This is a genomic window from Aeromonas sp. MR19, assembly GCF_963899305.1.
GTDB classification, from domain to species: domain Bacteria; phylum Pseudomonadota; class Gammaproteobacteria; order Enterobacterales; family Aeromonadaceae; genus Aeromonas; species Aeromonas bestiarum.
On record NZ_CAWQWZ010000032.1, the window covers coordinates 85,794 to 109,136 of the forward strand.

The 23,343-nt window shown below is 60.2% G+C and carries 24 protein-coding genes and 1 riboswitch; of the genes, 12 read left to right on the forward strand and 12 right to left on the reverse strand.

Going from position 1 to position 23,343, the window contains the following annotated elements; translation table 11 throughout:
- The first annotated feature begins 12 nt into the window (after positions 1 to 12).
- The 5 genes from argC to argH all read left to right on the forward strand — a co-directional run bounded on the left by argC (position 13) and on the right by argH (position 5,886).
- The gene (gene argC / locus AACQ95_RS14835; protein ID WP_241278902.1) at positions 13 to 1,020 is read left to right on the forward strand and encodes an N-acetyl-gamma-glutamyl-phosphate reductase; all 1,008 of its coding nucleotides are present in this window, start codon (positions 13 to 15) and stop codon (positions 1,018 to 1,020) included.
- Between the two features lie 23 nt (positions 1,021 to 1,043).
- Entirely contained in the window at positions 1,044 to 1,823 is a 780-nt protein-coding gene (gene argB, locus AACQ95_RS14840) for an acetylglutamate kinase (RefSeq protein WP_043142293.1), read from the forward strand.
- A gap of 25 nt (positions 1,824 to 1,848) precedes the next feature.
- A complete protein-coding gene (locus AACQ95_RS14845; protein ID WP_241278903.1) occupies positions 1,849 to 2,766 on the forward strand; it encodes an ornithine carbamoyltransferase in 918 nt (305 codons plus the stop codon).
- Between the two features lie 57 nt (positions 2,767 to 2,823).
- The gene (locus AACQ95_RS14850) at positions 2,824 to 4,059 is read left to right on the forward strand and encodes an argininosuccinate synthase (RefSeq protein ID WP_042643720.1); all 1,236 of its coding nucleotides are present in this window, start codon (positions 2,824 to 2,826) and stop codon (positions 4,057 to 4,059) included.
- A gap of 441 nt (positions 4,060 to 4,500) precedes the next feature.
- Positions 4,501 to 5,886, forward strand: a complete 1,386-nt coding sequence (gene argH / locus AACQ95_RS14855; protein ID WP_241279017.1) for an argininosuccinate lyase — start codon at positions 4,501 to 4,503, stop codon at positions 5,884 to 5,886.
- Positions 5,887 to 6,003: 117 nt separating this feature from the next.
- Here argH and AACQ95_RS14860 read toward each other — a convergent pair whose 3' ends face one another.
- The 4 genes from AACQ95_RS14860 to AACQ95_RS14870 all read right to left on the reverse strand — a co-directional run bounded on the left by AACQ95_RS14860 (position 6,004) and on the right by AACQ95_RS14870 (position 8,130).
- Entirely contained in the window at positions 6,004 to 6,726 is a 723-nt protein-coding gene (locus tag AACQ95_RS14860; RefSeq protein ID WP_241278904.1) for a hypothetical protein, read from the reverse strand.
- A gap of 18 nt (positions 6,727 to 6,744) precedes the next feature.
- Positions 6,745 to 7,176 (reverse strand): hypothetical protein, encoded by a 432-nt coding sequence (locus AACQ95_RS14865; RefSeq protein ID WP_241278905.1) that lies wholly within the window; start codon positions 7,174 to 7,176, stop codon positions 6,745 to 6,747.
- Positions 7,177 to 7,751: 575 nt separating this feature from the next.
- Entirely contained in the window at positions 7,752 to 7,853 is a 102-nt protein-coding gene (locus AACQ95_RS22615) for an SEL1-like repeat protein (RefSeq protein WP_445290536.1), read from the reverse strand.
- 1 nt (position 7,854) lies between these two features.
- Positions 7,855 to 8,130 (reverse strand): tetratricopeptide repeat protein, encoded by a 276-nt coding sequence (locus tag AACQ95_RS14870; RefSeq protein ID WP_241278906.1) that lies wholly within the window; start codon positions 8,128 to 8,130, stop codon positions 7,855 to 7,857.
- Positions 8,131 to 8,558: 428 nt separating this feature from the next.
- Here AACQ95_RS14870 and AACQ95_RS14875 point away from each other — a divergent pair, with 428 nt between their 5' ends.
- Positions 8,559 to 9,194 carry an FMN-binding negative transcriptional regulator gene (locus AACQ95_RS14875; protein ID WP_241278907.1) on the forward strand — a complete coding sequence of 212 codons (636 nt, stop codon included), beginning with the start codon at positions 8,559 to 8,561 and terminating at the stop codon, positions 9,192 to 9,194.
- 73 nt (positions 9,195 to 9,267) lie between these two features.
- Here AACQ95_RS14875 and AACQ95_RS14880 read toward each other — a convergent pair whose 3' ends face one another.
- From AACQ95_RS14880 to AACQ95_RS14900, 5 genes are all read right to left on the reverse strand, one after another.
- Positions 9,268 to 9,729 carry a hypothetical protein gene (locus AACQ95_RS14880; protein ID WP_241278908.1) on the reverse strand — a complete coding sequence of 154 codons (462 nt, stop codon included), beginning with the start codon at positions 9,727 to 9,729 and terminating at the stop codon, positions 9,268 to 9,270.
- Positions 9,730 to 9,931: 202 nt separating this feature from the next.
- A complete protein-coding gene (locus tag AACQ95_RS14885; RefSeq protein ID WP_098980830.1) occupies positions 9,932 to 10,144 on the reverse strand; it encodes a hypothetical protein in 213 nt (70 codons plus the stop codon).
- 184 nt (positions 10,145 to 10,328) lie between these two features.
- Positions 10,329 to 10,670, reverse strand: a complete 342-nt coding sequence (locus AACQ95_RS14890) for a DUF1294 domain-containing protein (protein ID WP_043142303.1) — start codon at positions 10,668 to 10,670, stop codon at positions 10,329 to 10,331.
- Entirely contained in the window at positions 10,667 to 11,257 is a 591-nt protein-coding gene (locus AACQ95_RS14895) for a sugar O-acetyltransferase (RefSeq protein WP_241278909.1), read from the reverse strand. Before AACQ95_RS14895 ends, AACQ95_RS14890 begins: the two co-directional genes overlap by 4 nt.
- 79 nt (positions 11,258 to 11,336) lie before the next feature.
- The gene (locus AACQ95_RS14900) at positions 11,337 to 12,599 is read right to left on the reverse strand and encodes an MgtC/SapB family protein (RefSeq protein WP_043557462.1); all 1,263 of its coding nucleotides are present in this window, start codon (positions 12,597 to 12,599) and stop codon (positions 11,337 to 11,339) included.
- A gap of 210 nt (positions 12,600 to 12,809) precedes the next feature.
- On the opposite strand from AACQ95_RS14900, the gene AACQ95_RS14905 reads away from it, so the two are divergent.
- From AACQ95_RS14905 to cbl, 6 genes are all read left to right on the forward strand, one after another.
- Positions 12,810 to 13,811, forward strand: a complete 1,002-nt coding sequence (locus AACQ95_RS14905) for a sulfate ABC transporter substrate-binding protein (RefSeq protein WP_241278910.1) — start codon at positions 12,810 to 12,812, stop codon at positions 13,809 to 13,811.
- Positions 13,812 to 13,879: 68 nt separating this feature from the next.
- The gene (locus tag AACQ95_RS14910) at positions 13,880 to 14,455 is read left to right on the forward strand and encodes an RBBP9/YdeN family alpha/beta hydrolase (protein ID WP_241278911.1); all 576 of its coding nucleotides are present in this window, start codon (positions 13,880 to 13,882) and stop codon (positions 14,453 to 14,455) included.
- Between the two features lie 278 nt (positions 14,456 to 14,733).
- Entirely contained in the window at positions 14,734 to 15,573 is an 840-nt protein-coding gene (cysT, locus tag AACQ95_RS14915) for a sulfate ABC transporter permease subunit CysT (protein ID WP_172955206.1), read from the forward strand.
- 157 nt (positions 15,574 to 15,730) lie between these two features.
- Complete coding sequence (gene cysW, locus AACQ95_RS14920) at positions 15,731 to 16,624, forward strand: sulfate ABC transporter permease subunit CysW (protein ID WP_241278912.1); 894 nt, start codon at positions 15,731 to 15,733, stop codon at positions 16,622 to 16,624.
- A 152-nt stretch (positions 16,625 to 16,776) separates the two neighbouring features.
- Positions 16,777 to 17,847, forward strand: coding sequence for a sulfate/molybdate ABC transporter ATP-binding protein (locus tag AACQ95_RS14925; RefSeq protein WP_043141048.1), 1,071 nt, complete (start codon positions 16,777 to 16,779; stop codon positions 17,845 to 17,847).
- Between the two features lie 166 nt (positions 17,848 to 18,013).
- Positions 18,014 to 18,961 carry an HTH-type transcriptional regulator Cbl gene (cbl, locus tag AACQ95_RS14930; protein WP_043557468.1) on the forward strand — a complete coding sequence of 316 codons (948 nt, stop codon included), beginning with the start codon at positions 18,014 to 18,016 and terminating at the stop codon, positions 18,959 to 18,961.
- Positions 18,962 to 19,040: 79 nt separating this feature from the next.
- Here the strand turns inward: cbl and AACQ95_RS14935 are convergent, their stop codons facing one another.
- The 3 genes from AACQ95_RS14935 to AACQ95_RS14945 all read right to left on the reverse strand — a co-directional run bounded on the left by AACQ95_RS14935 (position 19,041) and on the right by AACQ95_RS14945 (position 23,211).
- Positions 19,041 to 19,571 (reverse strand): cytochrome b, encoded by a 531-nt coding sequence (locus tag AACQ95_RS14935; protein WP_241278913.1) that lies wholly within the window; start codon positions 19,569 to 19,571, stop codon positions 19,041 to 19,043.
- Between the two features lie 107 nt (positions 19,572 to 19,678).
- Positions 19,679 to 21,100 carry an N-acetylglucosamine-binding protein GbpA gene (gene gbpA, locus AACQ95_RS14940; RefSeq protein ID WP_241278914.1) on the reverse strand — a complete coding sequence of 474 codons (1,422 nt, stop codon included), beginning with the start codon at positions 21,098 to 21,100 and terminating at the stop codon, positions 19,679 to 19,681.
- A gap of 66 nt (positions 21,101 to 21,166) precedes the next feature.
- A riboswitch (cyclic di-GMP riboswitch) is annotated at positions 21,167 to 21,252 on the reverse strand.
- 264 nt (positions 21,253 to 21,516) lie between these two features.
- On the reverse strand, positions 21,517 to 23,211 hold the full coding sequence (locus AACQ95_RS14945; RefSeq protein ID WP_241278915.1) for a methyl-accepting chemotaxis protein: 1,695 nt from the start codon (positions 23,209 to 23,211) through the stop codon (positions 21,517 to 21,519).
- Positions 23,212 to 23,343: the final 132 nt, after the last annotated feature.

Here is a 23,343-nt window from a genome sequence, read left to right on the forward strand (position 1 = left end):
GAATACTCAATAATGCTTAACACCGTTATCGTCGGTGCCAGTGGCTACGCGGGAGCCGAACTGGCCGCACTGGTCCAGAACCACCCTCAACTCAAGCTGTTCGGCCTCTATGTGTCGGCCGGCAGCCAGGATGCCCACAAGCGTTTCTCTTCCCTGCATCCCCAATGGGTCGGCGCGCTGGATCAGCCGCTGCTGCCGCTGGACGAGGATGGCATGACCCGGATCCTGACCCAGGCCGATCTGGTGCTGCTGGCTACCGCCCACGAGGTGAGTGCCGAGCTTGCACCCAAGTTCCTGGCCAAGGGTCTGCCGGTGTTCGATCTCTCCGGCGCCTTCCGGGTCAAGGATCAAGGCTTCTATGACCACTTCTACGGCTTCACCCACGACAGCGAGCAGTGGCTGGATCAGGCAGCCTACGGTCTGGCGGAATGGAACAGCGATGCCATTGCCGCCGCCCAGCTGATTGCGGTGCCGGGTTGTTACCCAACCGCTTCCTTGTGCGCCCTCAAGCCGCTGCAGCAGGCCGGCCTGATCGCCAAGGGGTGGCAGCCAATTATCAACGCCGTGTCCGGTGTCTCCGGCGCCGGTCGCAAGGCTGCCATCAACACCAGCTTCTGCGAAGTGAGCCTGAATCCCTACGGCACCTTCAACCACAGACACCAGCCTGAGATCAGCCACCACCTGGGCTGCGAGGTGCTGTTCCAGCCCCACCTCGGCAACTATGTGCGCGGCATCCTGGCCACCATCTATGTGCAGCTGGCGGACGGCGTGACGCCGACCCAGGTGGATCAGGCCTTCCTCAAGGCTTACGAAGGCAAGCCGCTGGTGCGCCTCACCGGCCAGATGCCCTCCATCCGTGGTGTGGCAAGCACCCCTTACTGCGATATTGCCTGGCAACAGCAGGGCAACATGCTGGTGGTGGTTTCCGCCATCGACAATCTGCTCAAGGGCGCCGCCTCCCAGGCTGTGCAATGCATAAATATCAAATTCGGGTTTGAACCGGCCACCGGCCTGATTTAAGGACTTAAGGAAGGATTGCAACGATGGACAAACAGACGCTGGTAATCAAGTTGGGTGGTGCCCTGATCGAGAACGACGAGGCGCTGACCGCCCTGTTCGCCACCCTCAAAACCTTTCTGGATGAGCAACACAGACCCCTGGTGCTGGTGCACGGTGGCGGCTGTCTGGTGGATGACCTGCTCAAGGGGCTGGGTCTGACTTCCACCAAGAAGAACGGCCTGCGGGTGACCCCGTTCGAGCAGATCCCCTTTATCGCCGGGGCGTTAGCTGGCACGGCGAACAAGCAGATGATGGCCAAGGCCATCGCCACCGGCATTCCGGCCGTGGGGCTCTGCCTCGCCGATGGCGGCCTGTGCCAGGTGACCCAGCTCGACCCGGATCTCGGTGCGGTCGGCGACTGCAAACCGGGCAACCCGGCGCTGGTGACCGGCATACTGGGGCAGGGCTTCCTGCCGGTGGTGAGCTCCATCGGCATCACGGCCGATGGCCAGCTGATGAACGTCAACGCGGATCAGGCGGCCACCGCCATTGCCGAGGCGCTCGGCGCCGATCTGGTGATGCTGTCGGACGTGAGCGGCATCCTGGATGGCAAGGGCAAGCTGGTGCCCCAGCTGAACAAGGCGACCGCACTGGACCTGATGGAGAAGGGGGTGATCAGCGATGGCATGGCGGTCAAGGTGAAAGCCGCGCTGCATGCTGCCGAGACCCTCGGCAAACCGGTCTGTGTGGCCAGCTGGCGTTACCCGGATCAACTGCTCAAGCTGCTGGCCGGTGGTGCCGTCGGCACCCAGGTCACCCTCTAACCCTGGCCGGAAAAAGGAACATCCGATGCAACATCTTCTGAAAGACAGCGACTTGAACAAATCCCAGATCCTGGCGCTGATCGCCCTGGGCAAAGCGGTCAAGGCCGCCCCTAAAAAGTACAGCCAGGCGCTGGCGGGCAAGAGCGTGGTCACCTTGTTCGAGAAGCCCTCCCTGCGTACCCGGGTCACCTTCGACATCGGCATCGCCAGACTCGGTGGCCACAGCGTCTATCTGGATCAACAGAACGGTGCACTGGGCAAGCGCGAATCGGTGCAGGACTTTGCCGCCAACCTGTCACGCTGGTGTGACGCCATAGTCGCGCGGGTATTCGACCACCAGACGCTTGTTGGATTAGCAGAGCACGGCACCGTGCCCGTGGTGAACAGCCTGTGCAACCTCTACCACCCCTGCCAGGGGCTGGCCGACTTTATGACCATTGCCGAGCACTACGCGGATCTGTCCAAGGTGAAGCTGGCGTATCTCGGCGATGGCAACAACGTCAGCCACTCTCTGTTGCTGCTGGGGGCGACGCTCGGTACCGACGTGACCCTGATCTGCCCCAAGGGCCATGGCCCGGATACCCAGATCTTCCTGCAGGCCCAGGCGCTGGCGGCCGATTCCGGCGCCACCATTCACATCAGCGATGACGTGGGGGATATCGAAGGGTTTGACGTGGTTTACACCGATACCTGGGTCTCCATGGGTGACAACACGCCAATGGAGCAGGTAAAAGATATCTTTATGCCTTATCAAATCAACCAGGCCCTGCTCGACCGCACCGGCATCCAGCATGTGCTGCACTGCCAGCCGGCGCACCGGGAGCTGGAGATCACCTCCCAGGTCATGGATGGCCCAGCCTCCCTCATCATGGACGAGGCCGAGAACCGTATGCATATCCAGAACGCCGTGCTGCTGACCCTGTTTGGACAGGGGCACAAGTAACGCGGCAACCGAACCTGAAGCACAACCTTTTATCGAATCATCATGGAGAGAAGTAAAATGAGCGGAATCAACAAGATAGTACTAGCTTACTCGGGCGGACTGGATACCTCGGCCATCATTCCCTGGCTGAAAGAGAACTATGATGCGGAAATCATCGCCTTCGTCGCCGACGTGGGTCAGGAGCGCGACGATCTGGAAGGGATAGAGCAAAAAGCCATCGCCTCCGGCGCGACCAAATGCATCGTCAAAGACCTGCGCGAAGAGTTCGTCAAGGAGTACGTCTATCCGACCCTGAAGACAGGGGCCGTCTATGAAGGCACCTACCTGCTCGGCACCTCAATGGCGCGTCCCATCATCGCCAAGGCCATGGTGGAAGCTGCGCTGGCGGAAGGCGCCGACGCCATCTCCCACGGCTGCACCGGCAAGGGCAACGATCAGGTGCGTTTCGAAGGCGCCGTGGCTGCTCTGGCCCCGCAACTGAAGGTGATCGCCCCCTGGCGTCTGTGGGACATGCGCTCCCGTGAAGATCTGCTGGCCTATCTGGAAGCCCGCGACATCCCCTGCAAGGCGACCCTGAAGAAGATCTACAGCCGCGATGCCAACGCCTGGCACATCTCCACCGAGGGTGGCGAGCTGGAGAGCACCTGGAACGAGCCGTCCGAAGCGGTCTGGCAGTGGACTGTCTCTGCCGAGCAGGCACCAAACGAGCCGGAATACGTCAAGCTGACCGTGGCTCAGGGTGAAGTGGTAGCGGTCGACGACCAGCCGCTGACCCCGCACCAGATCCTGATGACCCTGAACGAGCGTGCCGGCAAGCACGGCGTCGGTCGCATCGACATCACCGAAAACCGGATGGTGGGCATGAAGTCCCGTGGCTGCTACGAGACCCCGGGTGGCACCGTCATGGTGGCGGCACTGCGCGCCGTGGAAGAGCTGGTACTGGACAGACCGACCCGCGCCTGGCGCGAGAAGCTGGGTGCCGAGTTCTCCCATCTGGTCTATGACGGTCGCTGGTTCACCCCGCTGTGCAAGGCCATTGTCGCCTCCGCCAACGCTATCGCCGAAGATCTCGACGGCGAGGTGATCCTGAAGATGTACAAGGGTCAGGTCACAGCGGTGCAGAAGAAGTCGCCGAACAGCCTCTACTCCGAAGACTTCGCCACCTTCGGCGCCGACGAGGTGTACGACCAGAGCCATGCCGAAGGCTTTATCCGTCTCTACACCCTGGCCAGCCGGATCCGCGCCATGAAGGAGCAGCATCAGGCCATCGGCGGTGATCACACCCACGGCTAAGCCTTGAGGTTTCAAGCCGCAGAAAATCGGTGAGGGGGCTTGGCCCCCTCACTTATAAGCGGCTAAGCGGCGACCTGGTTCTCACAGGGATAACCGGTGAGCTGTGACAAGAGCGGCAGCACCTCGGCTGCTTCTGTGAGATAACAGGGCCAGTTTCCGAATGATGTTGGTGGCTTCTTTGACTCCCTTCTCCCCTTGCGGGAGAAGGGTTGGGGATGAGGGGGAGGTCATTGGCCATTCCCCGCACCGGTTCCCTCTCCCAGAGGGAGAGGGAACCGGTGCGCAGTTGCTGGATGTGACGTGACCAACGGCAACAGCATCGATCACCACCGCACTGTTATGCAGAAAAATACAGGGCAAGATTTCAGCGCGCAGGCCAAGGGGTCGCGCCAGTACGGCAGGCGCAAGGCGCCTGCCGACAACGCATTCAAGGAGAGCAGTATGGCACTTTGGGGTGGACGCTTCAGTCAGGGAGCCGATAGCCGGTTCAAGCAGTTCAACGATTCGCTGCGGTTTGATTACCGGCTGGCGGAGCAGGATATCCAGGGCTCCATGGCCTGGGCCCGCGCCCTGGTCAAGGTCGGCGTCTTGACCGCCGATGAGCAGGGCAAGCTGCAACAGGCGATGGAGGTGCTGCTCGCCTCGGTGCAGCAGGATCCTCAGCAGATCCTCAGCTCGGATGCCGAAGACATCCACTCCTGGGTCGAGAGCGCGCTTATCGCCGCCGTCGGCGATCTCGGCAAGAAGCTGCACACAGGCCGCTCGCGCAACGATCAGGTCGCAACCGATCTGAAACTCTGGTGCAAGGCCCAAGGGGAGCTGCTGCTTGCCTCCATCACCGGGCTGCAACAGGGGCTGGTGGCCTCCGCCCGTGCCAATCAGGCCGCCGTGTTGCCCGGCTACACCCACCTGCAGCGCGCCCAGCCGGTCACCTTCGCCCACTGGGCGCTGGCCTATGTGGAGATGCTGGAGCGGGATCACTCCCGGCTGCAGGATGCGCTCAAGCGCCTAGACACCAGCCCGCTCGGCTGCGGCGCCCTAGCCGGTACCGCCTATGCCATCGACCGCGAAGCCTTGGCGCTGGACATGGGCTTTGGCGGTGCCACCCGCAACAGTCTGGATTCGGTCTCTGATCGGGATCACGTGGTGGAGCTGATGCACGTGGCGTCGCTCTCCATGACTCACCTGTCGCGCTTTGCCGAAGACCTGATCTTCTACAACACGGGCGAGGCGGGTTTCGTGGAGTTGTCCGATGCGGTCACTTCCGGCTCTTCCCTGATGCCGCAGAAGAAGAACCCGGATGCGCTTGAGCTCATTCGTGGCAAGACAGGCCGGGTAGTGGGCGCCCAGATGGGCATGCTGATGAGCCTCAAGGCGCTGCCGCTGGCCTACAACAAGGACATGCAGGAAGATAAGGAAGGGCTGTTCGATGCCCTCGACACCTGGCACGACTGCCTCGACATGGCGGCGCTGGTGCTGATCGATCTGAAAGTGAACGTAGAGCGCACCAAGGCGGCGGCCCAGGGCGGCTACGCCAACGCCACTGAGCTGGCGGACTATCTGGTGGCCAAGGGGATCCCATTCCGTGAGGCGCACCATATCGTCGGCGAGACTGTGGTCTATGCGATCGGCGTGAAGAAGCCGCTGGAAGATCTCTCTTTGCCTGAGTTCCAGCGTTTCAGCCCTGTCATCGGTGAGGATGTCTATCCCAACCTGGAGCTAGAAGCGACCCTGGCCAAGCGGGTTGCCAAAGGCGGCGTCGCCCGCGAGCAGATCGAAGGCGCACTGGTCGCCGTCGAAGCCTGGCTGGCCAAGCGGGCGGGTTAATCGCTGGTTGGGGATCTGTGTGTAAAAAATGGCAACCAATGGTTGCCATTTTTAATGGTGCTAGCGTTATTAGTGACGAGCTAGAAAATATATATATTTAACATGCATCATAATATTTTAGCGAAAAAACTCCATTGTTGCATCCTGAGGGTTTCGAGCCCCCTGAGCCCTCACCCAAATTCTAATACTGTCTTTCAATGGAATAATATAGTTAAAGTTATCGTCAAAACCGAACATGGCAGAATGATCAAATATGCCGAGTGCTTCGGAGAATGCACTTAAAATCCCTGCTTTAGAATTTAATTGCTGAGGGTTTCGTATGTAAATCTCAGAGAATACTTTTACAATTGATGTTTCAATCATCGCAGAGAAAAACCAAGAGACGGGAACTTTGTAGCTAAAGACCCAGTTTGGACCATAATTTTCATTTACAGCTGCACGCTCGCCAATGTTATAAGACCATCCCATTGACTCTTCAAGAGTGTTGCTTTTTGCTGCCCAGCAAGAGCTAATTATCAACCCCTTAATGTTTTTTCCATTTTCTTTTATTGTTTCACTTACTTTTTTTAGGGAGGCTTTTGCTATTTTATTACCATCGCCATGTGCTCCTAAATACATTATTTGCCTATTTTCACTAGTGTTTACTAAATGCTGAACAGCATACTCAAGAGACTTTGCATCATAGAATGAGCAGTCATAAATATTTAGTTTTCCTTCATTTAGTCTTCCATTAACAATACTTTTTACACCATGAAAATATGATGTGCAGCTTGCTTGAGAATGATTTTCTTTCGGGGAAAACCATGGTGCCTCAGCGATAAGAAGAGCAATGTCATTCATTTTTTATCCATTGTTTTATTAGCTGTTAATCATTGACCACTCTATTTCGTCTTCCTGTTGCCATACTTCATTGTCCTGAATATGTATTCTTGGCTCCCACCCCTCCCGTAAACTTGGTTGCACAAAATCAGATAGACGAACGTTGGCACCCAACTCTTCAGATAGATAATCCAGTAATGCCTCAAAATATGAATCAGGAAGACCAAACTGTGCGATAAAAACAGAGTATCCCGGGTGGCCAAATGAGATGCTAAAGGTGTCAAACTTCCATATGGTGGCGGGACCGGTAACATTATTTTGCTTTATCCATTTTATAGTGAATGACTGAATGAGCTGATTCCAGCCCCCATTGGCATGCTGTCCTGTAATCCTGTCGAGATCGATCTCAATGGCAGGAGTAAGCGTCCCTCGTTTAATGATAACTGTCGGATTACTGATTACTTTAGTCATAAAAAGTCCTTTTGCTGGGGGGGTTATAATCTTAAGCCGAATCAATATATATATCTTAGCAACTTGTATTTTATTTTTAGTGTAAAAATGAGACTTTACCCACAAAAATAAATTTATACTCGGAAGTGTTTTTGACAAAGGTAGTTGAGTGAGCGTGTTGAGATTAATTGTTGTACTTCTCTGCTGTTGGTGGGCTAGATTTTTTGGATATCGATTATTGTTCTTGTTGTGATTTGGCCTATATATCTATTAAAGCTGCTGCTATGTCGAACTACTGCCATAAGTGGCAGCTTGATGATACCAGAAATTTGCCTTGGTAGAGCTTTGTGAAACACTAATATCAAGGGCGCAATAAATAGAAAGTCGATATTTTGCAGCTCGGTTCCCTTGTTTATCTGCTTTACTAAACCAAGTTTCTAGTTGTAAGATAGTGCTCTGACTTTATATAAAACAAGATGTTAGAAGGCCCAATCAAAATTGAATGTCGGGATGATCTAGGCCATCCAGCTCGTAATATTAAATCATGTTATCTAGATCAAATTATGGAGGAGGTATACCTTCTCGATTATTTTCCATTATTGCAATAATACTTCCCTTTTACCTTGCGGTACGGCCTTGCTCAGCCAGTAATGTGCCAGTTCGTTGTCCTGAGACACACTACTGCCAGAGAGGTACATTTTACCTAAGGCTAATTGTGCTTTGCCATACCCTTACATGGCGGATTTTTTTGTGACAAGCTGCTGCGTTGGTCGTGTTTTTTGTGACGCCTAGGCCAGAGAAATGTAGCATTCCTAATTCGTATTGAGCACCGAGATGCCCTGCGGCGGCAGCTTTATGGTTGTGATGACATGCCAGACGATAGTTCTGTTCTATACCTTGGTTAGATGCGTATTTTTGACTCAGGGAATAGTGTGCATATGATAGCTTTTTGGCTGTTTTATCTGTAAGGAACATAGCAAGCTCCTATATCTGGACGACTTGACTGGGTAGAGGATGTCCTTAGCCTAGCCAAGGGCGGGGTCGAGAGAATATAGGTATAAAAGAATGGAAGAGAGAATGAGATTGTCTGCTCTCAATAAGCAAAGGATATCAAATGGAAATCTATCAACCTAGTCCAATTTTCGTCCACGATGAAATCAACCTAAAATATTGATTAATATTGTTTTTATGTTCTTAATTGCTAGTGTGGGCGTCGTCCGCGAGCAGATCGAGTCGGCGCTCACTGCTGCCGAACAGTGGCTGGCCAAGCGCGGCTAGTCGCCGAGCTGGATGAACCGAAGAGGGCTTAGGCCCTCTTTTTATGTCTGTGCCATCGCCTGCTGCTCCCGATTGCGCAAGAATGGGCTTCTGCATGGACGCCAATGCCTCGCTCAAGGAGCCCTATGTATCAGCCACCCCATTTCGCCGTTACCGATCCCGAGACGCTGCACCAGTTGATCCTGGCCCACCCGCTGGGGGCTCTGATCACCCACGGTGAGCGGGGGCTGGATGCGAACCATTTGCCGTTTGAGCTGGACGCCGGCAGTGGCGAGCAGGGCGTCCTGCGCGCTCATGTTGCCCGCAACAACCCGCTCTGGCAGGAGGTCAGGGATGGCGACGAGGTGCTGGTGATCTTCAAGGCTGTCGACGGCTACGTCTCCCCCAACTGGTATCCGAGCAAGCAGGCGCATCACCAGCAGGTGCCGACCTGGAACTACGCTGTGGTCCATGCCCATGGTCGCATCCGGGTGCGCGACGATGCCCGCTTCGTGCGCCGCCTGCTGGCAAGTCTGACGAGGGTTCATGAGGCGGCGGAGCCCAAACCCTGGAAGATGGCGGACGCGCCGCGAGACTATCTCGAGGCCATGGTACAGGCCGTGGTTGGCATCGAAGTCGAGATAACCGGGCTGGTGGGCAAGTTCAAGCTGAGCCAAAACAAGGAAGAGGCGGACCGACAGGGGGCGGCCAACACCTTGCAGGCTCGCGGGCAGACCGCGCTGGCAGAGGCGATGCTGAGTCCACCACCTTTACTACCCTAGCGTTGCATCCTGCGATCCGGCCCGAAAAAACGGCAACCCCCGAGGTTGCCGTTTTTAATGTATCCGCCCTTGCTCAGACGCTGGCATTGAGCAGTTTGCCAACCCCTTCCCCCTTGCCATTGGGCAGGGTCTGCTTGAAGGCGCCGAGCAGCTGATCCAGGTTCAGATCGCTGTTGCCAAGGGTACCCTTGAGGGTATCGAGTTCACTCTGCAGGGCGTCGAGACGGGTGCTCTGGGAGCCGTTGGCCAGCTGACTGCGGGCCGTGTCTATGGCCTCGGGCAGGGACTGGCCATTGTTCTCCTGACCCAGTGTCTGCAGCAACTCGCTCATGAAATGGTTGATGGCGGGGCGGTTCTGCTCGCTGTTGGCATCCTTGACTCCGAGCCGCTGGAACAGGCTCTGCACCGTGGGTGCCAGGCGATCTTCCTGCACGGGGGGCTCGGCCTTGGCCTGTGGCGTGCCGTCGCCGAGCAGCTTGCTGCCGAGCTTGAGGGCAAGGGAGGCGAGGGGAAGCAGGGTGCTGATGGCGATCATGATGTCACTCTCCGGTACGGCTGATGACAGTGACAGAGCAGGGATTGGGCCAGTTTGGTGAAAAATGCAGCAGTCGTGGGCAGGCCGCTGATCCTGTTGTGAATTTAGTTTTGCAGGCCGTAGGGGGGAGGGGCAAGTGTGGGGGAAAGCGGCAACCCCTTGCAGCCCGGAAGCTGGCCGGTTTGCCGCCGTGGCTGCCGGTTCACAGATTCTTGAACGGGCGGCGCTTCTCCTCTTCGATGACGATGGCTTCCAGAGTGGCGATCCGCTCCCGCAGTTCCTGGATAAGCACATCCTGTTTGCCGAGGCGATCCGTGATGCGGATATCTCCCAGCTGGTAGCGGGCGCGTTTGCTGAGATAGCCGAACAGCATGCTGATAAAGACGATCAGGACTATGCCTGTCCACATTGTCATGAGTGACTCCTTGTCGATAAATACGCGAGAAAACCGCCTTGCAGGCCCTCTGTTGTCTCATACCCAAAAAGGGGTCGCAATGCCCGCGCTGGTGAGGAGTATGAGCCCTCGGCTCAGGCCCGTGCCTATGTGCAAGCCGCGTCACTCCGTTGATCGGTGCGTCGTGCTGGCGCCTTGGCGATCCTCAGACCCCTTGCCAGAGCGGCCGGCCGAGCCAGAGTCCCCACAGGGTGAGGTGCAGCAGCACGATAAACCAGAACACCAGCCGGTAGCTGCCCTTCTGGGTCTTGTGACGCAGCCAGTGGCGAGCCACCAGGGCCCCGGGCCAGCCGCCGCACAGCTCCAGCAGATGGAGGCGGGATTCGGGGATGCGCCAGCCACCGCGAATGGCCTGCCGCTTGTCGTGGGCGTAGGCCAGCGCCGTCAGCAGGCTCATGGTGGTGACTATGGCCAGCGGCCACCAGTTGGCGTCAGCCAGGCCAAGCCAGGCGGTCCAGAGCAGGGGAAACAGGGCCAGCCAGATCACAGCGCCAGCTCCCAGCCGCGGGGGGCATCCGGGGTCAGGGTGCGGATCACGCGAGCGGGGTTGCCCACTGCCACCGAGTCCGCCGGTATGTCGCGGGTCACCACGGCGCCGGCGCCTATGATGGAGCGCGCCCCGATCGTGACGCCGGGGCAGATGATGGCGCCGCCGCCGATCCAGCAGTCATCGCCTATGCGAACCGGCTTGTTGTAGGCGGTCCAGTTGCGCCGCTCCAGATAATCCGTGCTGTGGGTGGCTGTGTAGATCTGCACGTTGGGGGCCAGCAGCACATGGCTGCCGATGTGCACCTCGCCCACGTCGAGAATGGTGATGTTGAAGTTGAAGAAGGTCTTCTCGCCGATGTGGATGTTGCGGCCGAATTCGCAGGTGAAGGGGGTACTGATCCAGCAGGAGTCGGGGCAGTGGCCGAACAGCTCGCCGCACAGGCGCTGGCGCAGTGGCTGATCCCCGGCCGGGGAGGCGTTGAGTCGTGCCAGCAGCGCCTGGCCGCGGATCCGGTCGTTCGCTATCTCCTCGCTCTGGCTGTCCAGGGCGCCGCCCGCCAGTACCTTGTCCCAATCGCTTGCCATGCTCACCTCTCCTCATGTGCCAAGAGGAGCCAGTATACGCCAGCGACCCGGCGGCGTCAGGCTGTCACTTGCTGCAACCTCAGGCACCCGGCCAGATGAGCGGCAGGATCAGCAGGGCAGAAACGAAGTAGGGCAGCAGCACCCGCAGCCCCAGTCGGCGGCCGCCTATCCCCAAGGCCAGCAGCCCCTTCACCAGCGAGTTGACCAGCCCGGCGAGCAGGATGCCGCGCGCTGCCACCTCCAGCGCCAGCTCCTTGTGGGAGAGTTGGGAGAGCGACAGGGTAATGGCGTCCACGTCCGTGATCCCCGAGACCAGCGACAGCAGATAGACACCTGAGTTGCCCACCTTGCTCTGCAGCAGGGTGGCCATGAAGCCGATCAGTGCCAGCAGCAGGCCGAACTTGATGGCGGTGGCGAGATCGAGCGGGTTGCTGGTCTGGGGCTGCACAGGGCCATCGGTCAGCTCCTCGCGCTGGCGCCAGAACCAGAAGGCGAAGCCGTAGACGGTGGCCGCCAGCAGCAGCAGGGGCGCCGCCAGGCGCATCGCCAGCTCGCTGTGAATGAGCAGCACCAGCACCAGCAGCCGCAGCCACATGGTGGCTCCCGCCATCAGTATGCCGGTGGCCAGCAGCCGCTCCAGACCGCCCTGTTCCCTGTTGAGGCGGGCAAACTGCAGGGTGAGGGCGGTGGAGGAGGCGAGCCCCGCCAGTATGCTGGTGAGCACCAGTCCCGAGCGGGTGCCGAGCAGGCGTACCGCGAAGTGGCCCGAGAACGAGATGCCGGCGATCACCACCACCATCAGCCAGATCTTGAAGGGGTTGAAGGCATCGAGGGGTCCCATCTCCTCGTTGGGCAGCACCGGCAGCAGCACCAGGGAGATGAGCAGGAAGCGCAGAGTGGCGTGGAATTCTGTCTCGCTCAGAAACAGCATCCCCTGCTGGATCTTGCCCTTGAGCCCCATCAAGAGGGCCGCCAGCACGGCGCAGGCTACCGCCTCGCTCGGGCTCAGCAGCACCGACATCAGCCCCAGCAGGTAGGTGAGCAGCATGGCCACCGAGCTGGTGAGGCCGAACTCCCCCTGCCAGCGCTGGGCCAGCCAGACCGAGAGGCCGCAGCCCGTCACCACCGCCAGCAGGCCGAGCAGCGGCAGCCAGGGCCCCAGGGTCGGCAGCAGCAGGGCGCAGACACCGCCGAGCAGGCCGATGAGACCATAGGTCCGCATCCCGGCGATGCGCTGGTTGTCCCCCAGCTGGCGCACCTGCCAGCCGCGCTCCAGTCCTATGATGAGGCCGATGGCCAGCGACACCAGGGCACCATTGACGGGGTCTGCATTGATCCACATAACGACTTCCTTTTCGCTGTGTCATGGCCTTGATCCCATGATGGCACAGCCAACAGGGGGGCAGGGAGGCATGGCTCACAGAGTGTGCGAGTGGCGCCGGTCGGCGGGTTGATATGAGCAAAAGAGATAAGCAAAGCGTTATTTCTTGGTTCTCGGCATAACAAGCCCACGGCATGCTGCATTCAACCCAACGAGATATGGAGTATCACCATGAAACTGCGAATGACCGCCCTCACCCTGCTCTCTCTGCTGGCCCTCGGCCAGGCCAACGCCGCCGAGATCCGCCTGCTCAACGTTTCCTACGATCCGACTCGCGAGCTGTTCCAGGAGTACAACGGCGCCTTCGCCAAGGAGTGGAAAGCCAAGACGGGTGACGATGTGGTGGTGAGCCAGTCTCACGGTGGTTCCGGCAAGCAGGCTCGTGCCGTGGTGGACGGGCTGGAAGCGGACCTGGTGTCGCTGGCGCTGGCCTATGACGTCGACGCCGTCGCCAAGCAGGGCTTGATCGCCGCCGACTGGCAGAGCCGGCTGGCCAACAACGCATCTCCCTATACCTCCACCATCGTCTTCCTGGTGCGCAAGGACAATCCCAAGCAGATCAAGGATTGGGGCGATCTGGTGCGCAAGGATATCGCCATAGTGACACCGAACCCCAAGACCTCCGGCGGGGCGCGCTGGAACTACCTGGCGGCCTGGGGCTATGCCCTGAAGAAGAGCGGCAGTGAGGAGGGCGCCAAACAGTTCGTCGGCGATCTCTACAAGAACGTGAAGGTGCTGGATTCCGGCGCCCGTGGCGCCACCACCAGCTTCATCGAGCGCGGCCTCGGCGACGTGCTGCTGGCGTGGGAAAACGAAGCCCTGCTGGTGCTCAATCAGCCCGGCAACCGCGACAAGTTCGAGCTGGTGGTGCCGTCGGTCTCCATCCTGGCAGAGCCGCCGGTGGCCGTGGTGGACAAGGTGGCCAAGAAGCACGGCACGGAAGCGGTCGCCAAGGCCTACCTCGAGTACCTCTACTCCGACGAGGGACAGCGCATCATCGCCAAGTATCACTACCGCCCCAGCAATCCGGCGATCCTGAAGGAGACGGCGGCCCAGTTCCCGCAACTGGCGCTGTTCACCGTCAAGGATCTGGAAGGCGATTGGGACAAGGCCCAGAAGAAACACTTCGCCCAGGGTGGTCTGTTTGACCAGATTTACCAGCCGGGCGGCTAAGGCGCCCCGCTTCCTTGTGGCATGTTCACCCCGCACTGGCCCCTGTGCCAGCTGATAGGAGCACCAAGATGAACAAGATCCTCCTGGTTCCCGGTCTGCACAACAGTGGGCCGGATCATTGGCAGAGTCGCTGGCATCAATATTTCCCCCACTGGCAGCGCATGGTTGGCCTGCCGTGGGACAAGCCGGACCTGACGGTCTGGAGCGCCAAGCTGGCGAGCAAGCTGCGCAGCCGGCGCGGCCGGGCCCATCTGGTGGCTCACTCCTTCGGCGCCCTGGCGGCCATCACGGCGGCGCGCCAGCAGCCCGACAAGGTGGCTTCGCTGTTCATCGTGGCCCCGGCGGATCCGGCCCGCTTCGGCTTGCCAGACGAGCTGCTGGCGGGTTCCCTCAAGGTGTCGGCCCAACTGGTGGCCAGCCGCAACGATCCCTGGATGAGTTTTGAGCGGGCCGAGTACTGGAGCCGCCAGTGGCAGGTGCCGCTGTTCGATGCCGGCGAGGTGGGCCACATCAATGCCCAGTCCGGCCATGGGGAGTGGAGCCAGGGGCTCAACCTGCTCGGCACCCTCTATCGGCGGGCCGAGATGGTGGTCGAACCGGCGCCGGCCGTGTGGGAGCGGCGCGCTGCCCTCAGTTTCCGTTGATGTTTTCGCTGATCCAGTTCAATACGCCGACAAGGAGAGAGATAGCACCCGACCCCACAACAGTTGATTTTTGATGGCTTGGTACATTGCACGACGCTCCATTTTTTAGGTCTTTTATTTATATAAAAGACCTTTTTTTCATTTTATGGCTCTAAAAGCCTGATCCGCCGTTGTTAGATAAAAAAGTGCTTAGCAAAGGCATTATTGGTGTTTGTTGCCCCTAACTGGAATGCGCAGAATCGCTCTATCGAATGTTTTTCATAACAAACGGAAGCGTTATGCGATTTGGTTCTTACTCAGTCCTGCCGGGCTTTGGCCCGACCCTCGGCTTCAGCCTGCTCTACCTGGGCGTGCTGGTGCTGCTGCCGATCTCGGCGCTGGTGCTGTTCGCGGTGAACAACCTCACCCTCGCCGAGTTCTGGCAGGTGATAGGTTCCCCGCGGGTGCTCGCCTCCTTTCGCCTGAGTTTCGGGGCAGCCTTTATCGCGGCGCTGCTCAACAGCCTGTTCGGCCTGATCCTGGCCTGGGTGCTGGTGCGTTACACCTTCCCCGGTCGCCGGCTGGTGGATGCGCTGATCGATCTGCCGTTCGCCATGCCCACCGCCGTCTCCGGCATCGCCCTGTGTGCCATCTTCGCCCCCAACGGCTGGATCGGGCAGTGGGTCGCTCCGTTTGGCATAGAGCTCGCCTACAACCCCATCGGGGTGGTGATTGCCCTCACCTTCATCGGTCTGCCCTTCGTGGTGCGCACCCTGCAGCCCGTGCTGCGGGAAGCCGAGACGGAGCAGGAAGAGGCCGCCGCCAGCCTGGGGGCTGACCGCTGGCAGACCTTCCTGCGGGTGCTGTGGCCGACCCTGGTCCCTGCGCTGATCACCGGCTTTGCGCTGGCGTTTGCCCGCGCCGTGGGTGAGTACGGCTCCGTCATCTTCATTGCCGGCAACCTGCCCATGGTGTCGGAAATTGCGCCGCTGATGATCATGAGTCACCTGGAGGAGTACGACTATGCCGGTGCCTCCGCCATCGCCGTGGTCATGCTGCTCATCTCTTTCATTCTGTTATTGCTGATCAACAAGCTGCAGGCCTGGAGTTGGGCGCGCATAGGAGGGAGCCGGATATGAACGTATTTGCCATCAGCTTGAATGCTGTCCCTCATACCGGGGAAGCCGCAGACAAACACCGGTCGGATATCTCTGAACGGTGCAGGAGCATGATGTTATTGCCGATCAGCCAAGTGCTGCAGGCCTGGAGCTGGGCCCGTATCGGAGGGAGCCGCATATGAACGCCTCACATTCAAGCCTGGACCTTGCCCTCGACGTGGCACAGGCCACCCCGGTTCGCCATCCCCCGGTGACCCGTGAACCCGTCTGGGTCAAGTGGCTGCTGATCTCCCTCGGGCTGGGCTGGTTTGCCGCCCTGCTGCTGCTGCCGCTGGCCACCGTCTTCATTCAGGCGCTGAGACCCGGGCTGGCCTTCTTCTGGCACGCCATCAGCGAGCCGGATGCCCTGAGTGCGCTCGGGCTGACCGCCCTGGTCACGCTCTGCGCTGTGCCCCTCAACCTGCTGTTCGGGATAGCGGCGGCCTGGGCCATAGCCCGCTTCCGCTTCCCCGGCCGGCAACTGCTCATCACCATCATAGATCTGCCGTTCTCGGTCTCGCCGGTGATCGCGGGCCTGATGTTCGTGCTGATGTTCGGCAGCCGCGGCTGGTTTGGCGACTGGCTGAGCGAGCACGACATCAAGGTCATCTTCGCCACACCCGGCATCATTTTGGCGACCACCTTCATTACCGTGCCCTTCGTGGTGCGCGAGCTGCTGCCCCAGATGGAGGCGCGCGGCCCGGAAGAGGAAGAAGCCGCCATCATGCTGGGGGCGAGCGGTTTGCAGATGTTCTGGCGGGTCACCTTGCCAGGCATCCGCTGGAGTCTGATGTATGGCCTGCTGCTCTGTACCGCCCGGGCCGTTGGGGAGTTTGGTGCCGTCTCCGTGGTCTCCGGCCATATTCGCGGTCAGACCAACACCCTGCCGCTGCACATAGAGATCCTCTACAACGAGTACCAGACCGGCGCCGCCTTCGCGGTGGCCAGCCTCCTGGCGCTGTTCGGGATCTTCACCCTGCTGGGAGAAACCTTGCTGGCCCGGCTGCGTGGGCAGCCCACCAAGTCCCATTGATGTTATTGCGACACGGATCTGGCTGCGCGGTCAGCCCGATCCGGATACCCCATTGATATGGATTGGGGGGTGATGGCGAGCAGGACCGGCCGTACGGACTGGCCAGCTCGGAGACTCCATCCATCCCGATTTAACGGTTCAGAGAGGCAGCCATGAGCATTCAGGTTCAACAACTCAACAAGCATTTCAATCAGTACGCGGCCCTGGCCGACATCAACCTCGACTTTCACGACGGCGAGCTGGTGGCCCTGCTCGGCCCCTCCGGCTGCGGCAAGACCACCTTGCTGCGGATCATCGCCGGGCTGGAGCAGGCCGACAGCGGTAGCGTCATCATCCGCGGGGAAGATGCCTCGGATCTGCACGTGCGCGAGCGCAACGTCGGCTTCGTGTTCCAGCACTACGCCCTGTTTCGCCACATGACGGTGTTCGAGAACGTGGCGTTCGGCCTGCGGGTCAAGCCGCGCAGCGAGCGTCCGGCCGAGGCGACCATCCGCGCCCGGGTCAAGGAGCTGCTGGATCTGGTGCAGCTCAGCCACGTGGCCGAGCGCTATCCGACCCAGCTCTCCGGTGGCCAGCGCCAGCGGGTCGCCCTGGCCCGTGCCCTGGCGGTGCAGCCCAAGGTGCTGCTGCTGGACGAGCCTTTCGGCGCCCTCGATGCCCAGGTGCGCAAGGAGCTGCGCCGCTGGCTGCGCGAATTGCACGACGAGCTGCACGTCACCAGCCTGTTCGTGACCCACGATCAGGAGGAGGCGCTGGAGGTGGCGGATCGGGTGGTGCTGATGAACGCCGGCCGGGTCGAGCAGATAGGCACCCCGGCCGAGGTCTATGACCATCCCGCCAGCTCCTTCGTCCACAGTTTCCTCGGCAGCGTGAACCTGTTTCGCGGCCGGGTGGCGGAGCAGGGCTTTGGCATCGGCGAGCAGCTGCTGGGCGGTCCCATCAGCTCCCATCAGCTGGCTCAGGGCAGTGCGGCCATCGCCTATGTGCGCCCCCACGAGCTGGAGATACTGCCGGCGGATGCGCCCGGCGGGATCAGCGCCACCATCACCCGTCTGTTGCCCATGGGGCCGCGCATCCGGGTGGAACTGCGTGGCAATGGGGATACAAACGGTGCACACTTCGAGGCCGAACTGAGCAAGGAGGCGGCCAAAGCCTTCACGCCGGGGCAGGGGGTGCGACTGGTCGCCAAACAGGCTCAACTCTATCCGGACTACCAGATCTGACGGCCATCGCCGCTTGAAATGAACAGATAGGATGGCGGAGTGAGCCCGCCTGGGATACAAGGGTGTCAGGCCGTTGCCGGACTCGATGAGGAGTCCGGCCAGGCAGATAACAAGAAAACGGCGGCGGGTAACCCCCGACCGGCCAGTCAGCGCAGGAGGCGATGACGTGAATTTTCAGCAGTTACGTATTATTCGGGAGGCGGCTCGGCGGGATTACAACCTGACCGAGGTCGCCAATGCCCTGTTCACTTCCCAGTCCGGGGTCAGCCGCCATATCCGCGAGCTGGAAGAGGAGCTGGGGATAGAGCTGTTCATCCGCTACGGCAAACGGCTGCTCGGCATGACGGAGCCGGGCAAGGAGTTGCTGGTGATCGCCGAGCGCATCCTCAACGACGCCAACAACATCCGCAAGCTGGCCAGCACCTTTGCCAACCGCGAGTCGGGCCGGCTGCTGGTGGCGACCACTCACACCCAGGCCCGTTACGCCCTGCCGAGGGTGGTGAAGGCGTTTCGCGAGCAGTTCCCGCAGGTGCAGCTGGAGCTGCGCCAGGGCAGCCCGGAGGAGATAGTGCGGCTGGTGCAGACCGGCGAGGTGGATATCGGCATCAGCAGCGAGCAGCTCGACAAGAGCGAAGGCGTGGTGGCGTTTCCCTACTACCGCTGGCACCACAACATAGTGGTGCCCGAGCAGCATCCCCTCACCGCCGAACGGGAGCTGACCCTGGCTGCGCTGGCGAACTGGCCCATCATCACCTATCAGGCCGGACTAACCGGACGGGCACGGGTGGATGAGGCGTTTGCCGAGGCGGGAATAGCGCCGCAGATCCTGCTGACCGCCCAGGATTCCGACGTCATCAAGACCTATGTCGAACTGGAGATGGGGGTCGGCATACTGGCGGACATGGCGTTCGACACCCAGCGCGACAAGGGGCTGGTGCAGCTCGACGGCAGCCGGCTGTTTGCGCCGCACACCGCCTGGATCGGCCTCAAGCAGGGGCAGTTCCAGCACAACTTCGCCTGGCAGTTCATTCAGCTCTGCAACCCCGAGCTGGCGCTGGCAGACATCCAGGCTCGCGCCATGGGCGGCGAGCCGGCCCTCGACTTCCAGATCTGAGTCCTGCTGCGAGATAAAAAACAGGGAGCCCATGGGCTCCCTGTTTTTTATCTGCCTATCGATGGAAAGCCGCCTCTGCCTATTTGCCGGTGTGGGGCCCCAGCATGCGGTAGAGGGTGCGATCGCCCTTGATCCTGTGGTGATACAGGGCCGCGACTACGTGCAGCATGACCAGGGTGGCCAGCGACAGGCAAGCGAGGCGATGAACGTCGAAGAAGAAGCGGTTGATCTCGGGAGTGTTGATGGGGTTGGTTATCGGGTAGAGCCAGAACAGGGGATAACCCCGCTCCAGCATCAGGAAACCGCTCAGCAGCACGGCGAACATCAGCCCGTAGAGCAGGGCATGGGCCAGCTTGACCCACCCATTATGATGGTCGGCGCCGTTCTCGGGCAGCGGATGCCTCAGATGTTGCCAGCCCCAGCGCAGCAGGAAGAGCGGGGTGATCAGGGTGGCCATCGACATGTTCAGCACCGACAGAAACTGAAACAGCCGAGGGTGGCTGTCGATCACCAGGTGCATCAGGTAACCGGCCAGGGTGGCGTAGAGAATGACGACAGCCATCAGCCAGTGCAGCAGGCGACTCAGAGGGTCATAGTAGTTTTTCGTCATAGTGTTGGTCCGATGGGGGATCTCGCGGTGCCCAGGGCAGCGGGATCCTGGATAACAGGCGCAAAAAAAGAGGCCGCTCGGGCCTCTTCTGCTCAGGTGTTGCGGGTTCAGTTCACTTGGGTCCAGGCATCCTGCCAGTTGGAACCCACGCCGGGCTCATACTGGGTGGCGGTGCTCGACCAGATGGTGCACCAGCCACTGTAGGGGAAGGGCTTGCACTGGTAGATCTTGCCGTTCTTGGGCTGCAGCACCTTGGTGCCGTTGGTGTAGGACTTGAGTCCCTCCGGGAAGCTGAACTGGTAGTCGCCACCGGACGGATCCTTGAGCATCAGATCCAGCGTTTGCTGCAGGGAGGCACCACCCGCCTTCGGCTTGCCTTCGATCACCAGCTGATGATGACCGGCGCTGAGCCCGGTCAGCGGCATGGTGAAGCTCTGGCTGCTGTCTTTGATGTCGGCACTGGTCTGGCCCTTGGCGGCGCCGCCATGGTCATACAGGGTGTTGGTGACGGCGAGATCCCCCTGGGCGGTGACGCTGAAGTTCAGGGTGACCTTGCCGTTGTCGAGCAGGTATTCACTCTCCAGGCCGCTCACGCTGATGCTGTCGCTCACCGGAGGTTGCTGCTGCTCGAGCTGGACCTCGACCCGTTGCAGGTTGCTGCCTGCCTTCAGGTAAACGGGGTTCTGGCCGTAGACGAGGTTGAACTGGCCGTCGGTGCCCTGCTGGCCGGCGCGGATCTGGCTCTGCTCGGCGTTGATCTTGGCCGCCAGATCGTGGGCCCAGTTATTCTTCTGGCCCTGCTCCGTGGTGGTGATGGTCAGCTCGGTCTGCAGATCGGTGCGCTCGCCGTTGGCGTCGAACACCCGGGTCTTGGCCTTGTCGCCGGCCACCAGATCGGTGGAGGGGTAGATGGTCCCGCCCTGGCTCCAGTTCAGCGGCGGCTGGGTGCCACCATCGAACTTGGCATCGATCAGGTTGTAGAAGCTGTTGCTGGTATCGCCCACTTCCCACACGCCGAGGATCAGCTGATAACCGGTGCGTGCCGGCAGGGTGCAGTTATGGGTGACCTGTTTGGGCGGTTGTACCATGCCCCCGTCGATGACGCAGAAGGGGTTCAGATCGAAGGCGGCGCGGGTCAGCGGCTGGTTCGGGTTCCAATCCTGCTTGGTGAGGTAGTAACGCCAGTTGCGGGTCACGTGGTTGGCGGTGAAGTTCCAGCTGATAGCAAAGGGCCCGGCCTGCACCTGGCGCTTGGTCCAGCGATCGCTGGTCTGAACGTCGAGCTCACCGAACTGCGGGTGACCGGCCGAGGCTATCTGACCGTCGGCGGGGCCGTCTTTGGGGAAGCCGGACGGCGCCTCCAGACTCTGGGGCTCATACTGCACAGCGCCACACTGGCTGTTGCCGCCGGTCTTGCACAGGTAGTTGCGACTCTCGGGCTGACTGATGTAGCCGTGGGCGAGCACGCCGCCGCTGGCCAGCAGCGCGAGCGCCGCCGCGACGTGATTGAGTTGGATTTTTGCTGCCATACATTCCTCTGTTCGATAGATGTGGGCAGTCAAGTTGGCAGGGGAGTTCCCCGATACACACTTGCGTGTGGCAACCCCGCTATCCTGGACGACGTGTCTTTAGACCGGAGGCTTTGCGTCCTGGCCTTTCAACCAGTTTGCCAAATGACTACATAAAGGGTCATGGTGTCGCGTTTGACGACGACACCATCATGACTAGTTTTGATTAAATAATTAAGTGTAAATGTTTGCAGCCTGACCTCATCGGAGTAGAGCAAACACTTAACTTAATGTTTTTAAATGTATATTTAATCTGCGCCCCTTGCCTAATATCGTTAATTACGTCGATAAAATGCAAAAATATGACATTTTTTATCAATAAAAAATTCCTGCCAGCTTGGCTGGCAGGAATGGTCGTTGCGACAGGGCGGGACGGATCAGTGGCGAGCACGGGGGCGTTCGGCCTGATGGTTCTGCCGATGCAGCGGTGCCAGCCGCTGTTCCAGCTGCTGGTCGATGGCGCTGCCGAGCTTGAACACCGCCAGCCGCTCGTCCAGGCTGCGGGATAAGCCGGCCAGCAGCTCGCTCTCCCGGGCCAGTTGCGAGGCGGATTGAGACATCTCCAGCGCCGAGTCGTTGATGCCGCTGACGTTGCGGTTCATGTCCTCGGCCACCATGCTCTGCTGTTCGGCGGCTGTGGCTATCTGGGTCGCCATGTCACTCACGTGCTGGATGTGGTTGGCGATGAGGGAGAGATCCTGCCCCGCCTTCTCCGACTGGCTGACGCTGCTCTCCGCCAGCTTGCGGCTGGCATCCATGGCGCTGGCGGCGGTGACGGCCCGCTGTTGCAGCTGGGCTATGGTGCTCTGGATCTCCTCGGTGGACTGGCGGGTGCGACTGGCCAGCTGGCGCACCTCGTCGGCCACCACGGCAAACCCGCGTCCCTGCTCTCCGGCGCGGGCCGCCTCTATGGCGGCGTTGAGGGCCAGCAGGTTGGTCTGCTCCGAGATGGCGCTGATGACGGCGGTCACCTCGCTGATCTGCATCACCCCCTCCTTGAGCTGATTGACCTGCAGCGTGGCCTGCTCCACCTCGGTGGCCAGCGCCTGTATGCCGTGCACGCTGGCATGCACGTCCCGGTTGCCGAGCCCGGCCTCGCTGGTGGCATCCTGGGTATCGCGGGCGGTATTTTCCGCGTGGCCCGCCACATCCGAGATGGTCGCGCTCATCTCGTTCATGGCGGTGGCGAGCTGAGCCAGCTGATCCCGCTGGCTGTTGACCGCCTGATTGGTCTGTTCGGCGGAGGCGGCGATGCGCAGGGCGGCATCCGCCACGTTGCGGGCACCCTGGCTGGCCTCCAGCAGGGCATGGCGAATGGCATCTAGCCCCTGGTTGGTGCAGGTGGCGACGACCCCCAGCTCATCCTTGCCGTGTATCGGTATGCTGACCACCAGATCCCCGGCCGCCACCTGCTGCATGGCGCGCTTGATCTCGGCCAGCGGATTGACGATGGAGCGGCTGATGGCAAACCCCAGCAGCCCCATCAGCAGGATCACCAGCAGGGTGGCGCCCCCCATCAGCTGGTACTGGGACCAGATGGTGGCCTCTATGTCCTGCAGCAGCACGCCGGAGCCCAGGATCCAGCCCCAGGGCTGGTAGCCCGCCACCAGCGACATCTTCTGGGCCGCCTCACCCGTGGGGGTAATCCATTGATATTCCAGCCGGCCATGCTGGCCCCCCTTGCCAAGATCCACCATGCGTTGCCAGTGCGCCCCGGCGGTTGCGCCACTCTCTCCCATCTGCTGACCGACGAGCTCAGGCTTGGTGGGGTGCACCACCACGTGGCGGGTCTCATCGATCACGAACAAATAGTTGTCACCATCGAAGCGCATGCTGTTGAGCATGGCCTTGGCTTCGGCCTGGGCCTGGGGGGCGGGCAGTGTGGTAGCGAGGGCCTGGATCCGGCTCATGGCGAGATCCAGCACGGCCTGCAGCCGTGCCTCCCGCTCACTCATCAGATTGCGATTCAAGGCACTGGCCGAGATGAGCAGCAGTGCGATGAATCCGACCAGTGCCAGTGAGAGCAGCAGCATCAATTTGCGGCTCACGGCGATATCACCGAGCTTGAACATAATCTCTTCCTTCTTTCCCGTGCGGGTCTGGTGGTGGCCAGTCATGACGATGGCCCTGATTATTTCATTATTAACATTTAATTAACTTTCAATAACTTGTGGTCACTAAACGCTAATTGAGTATTTTGACAA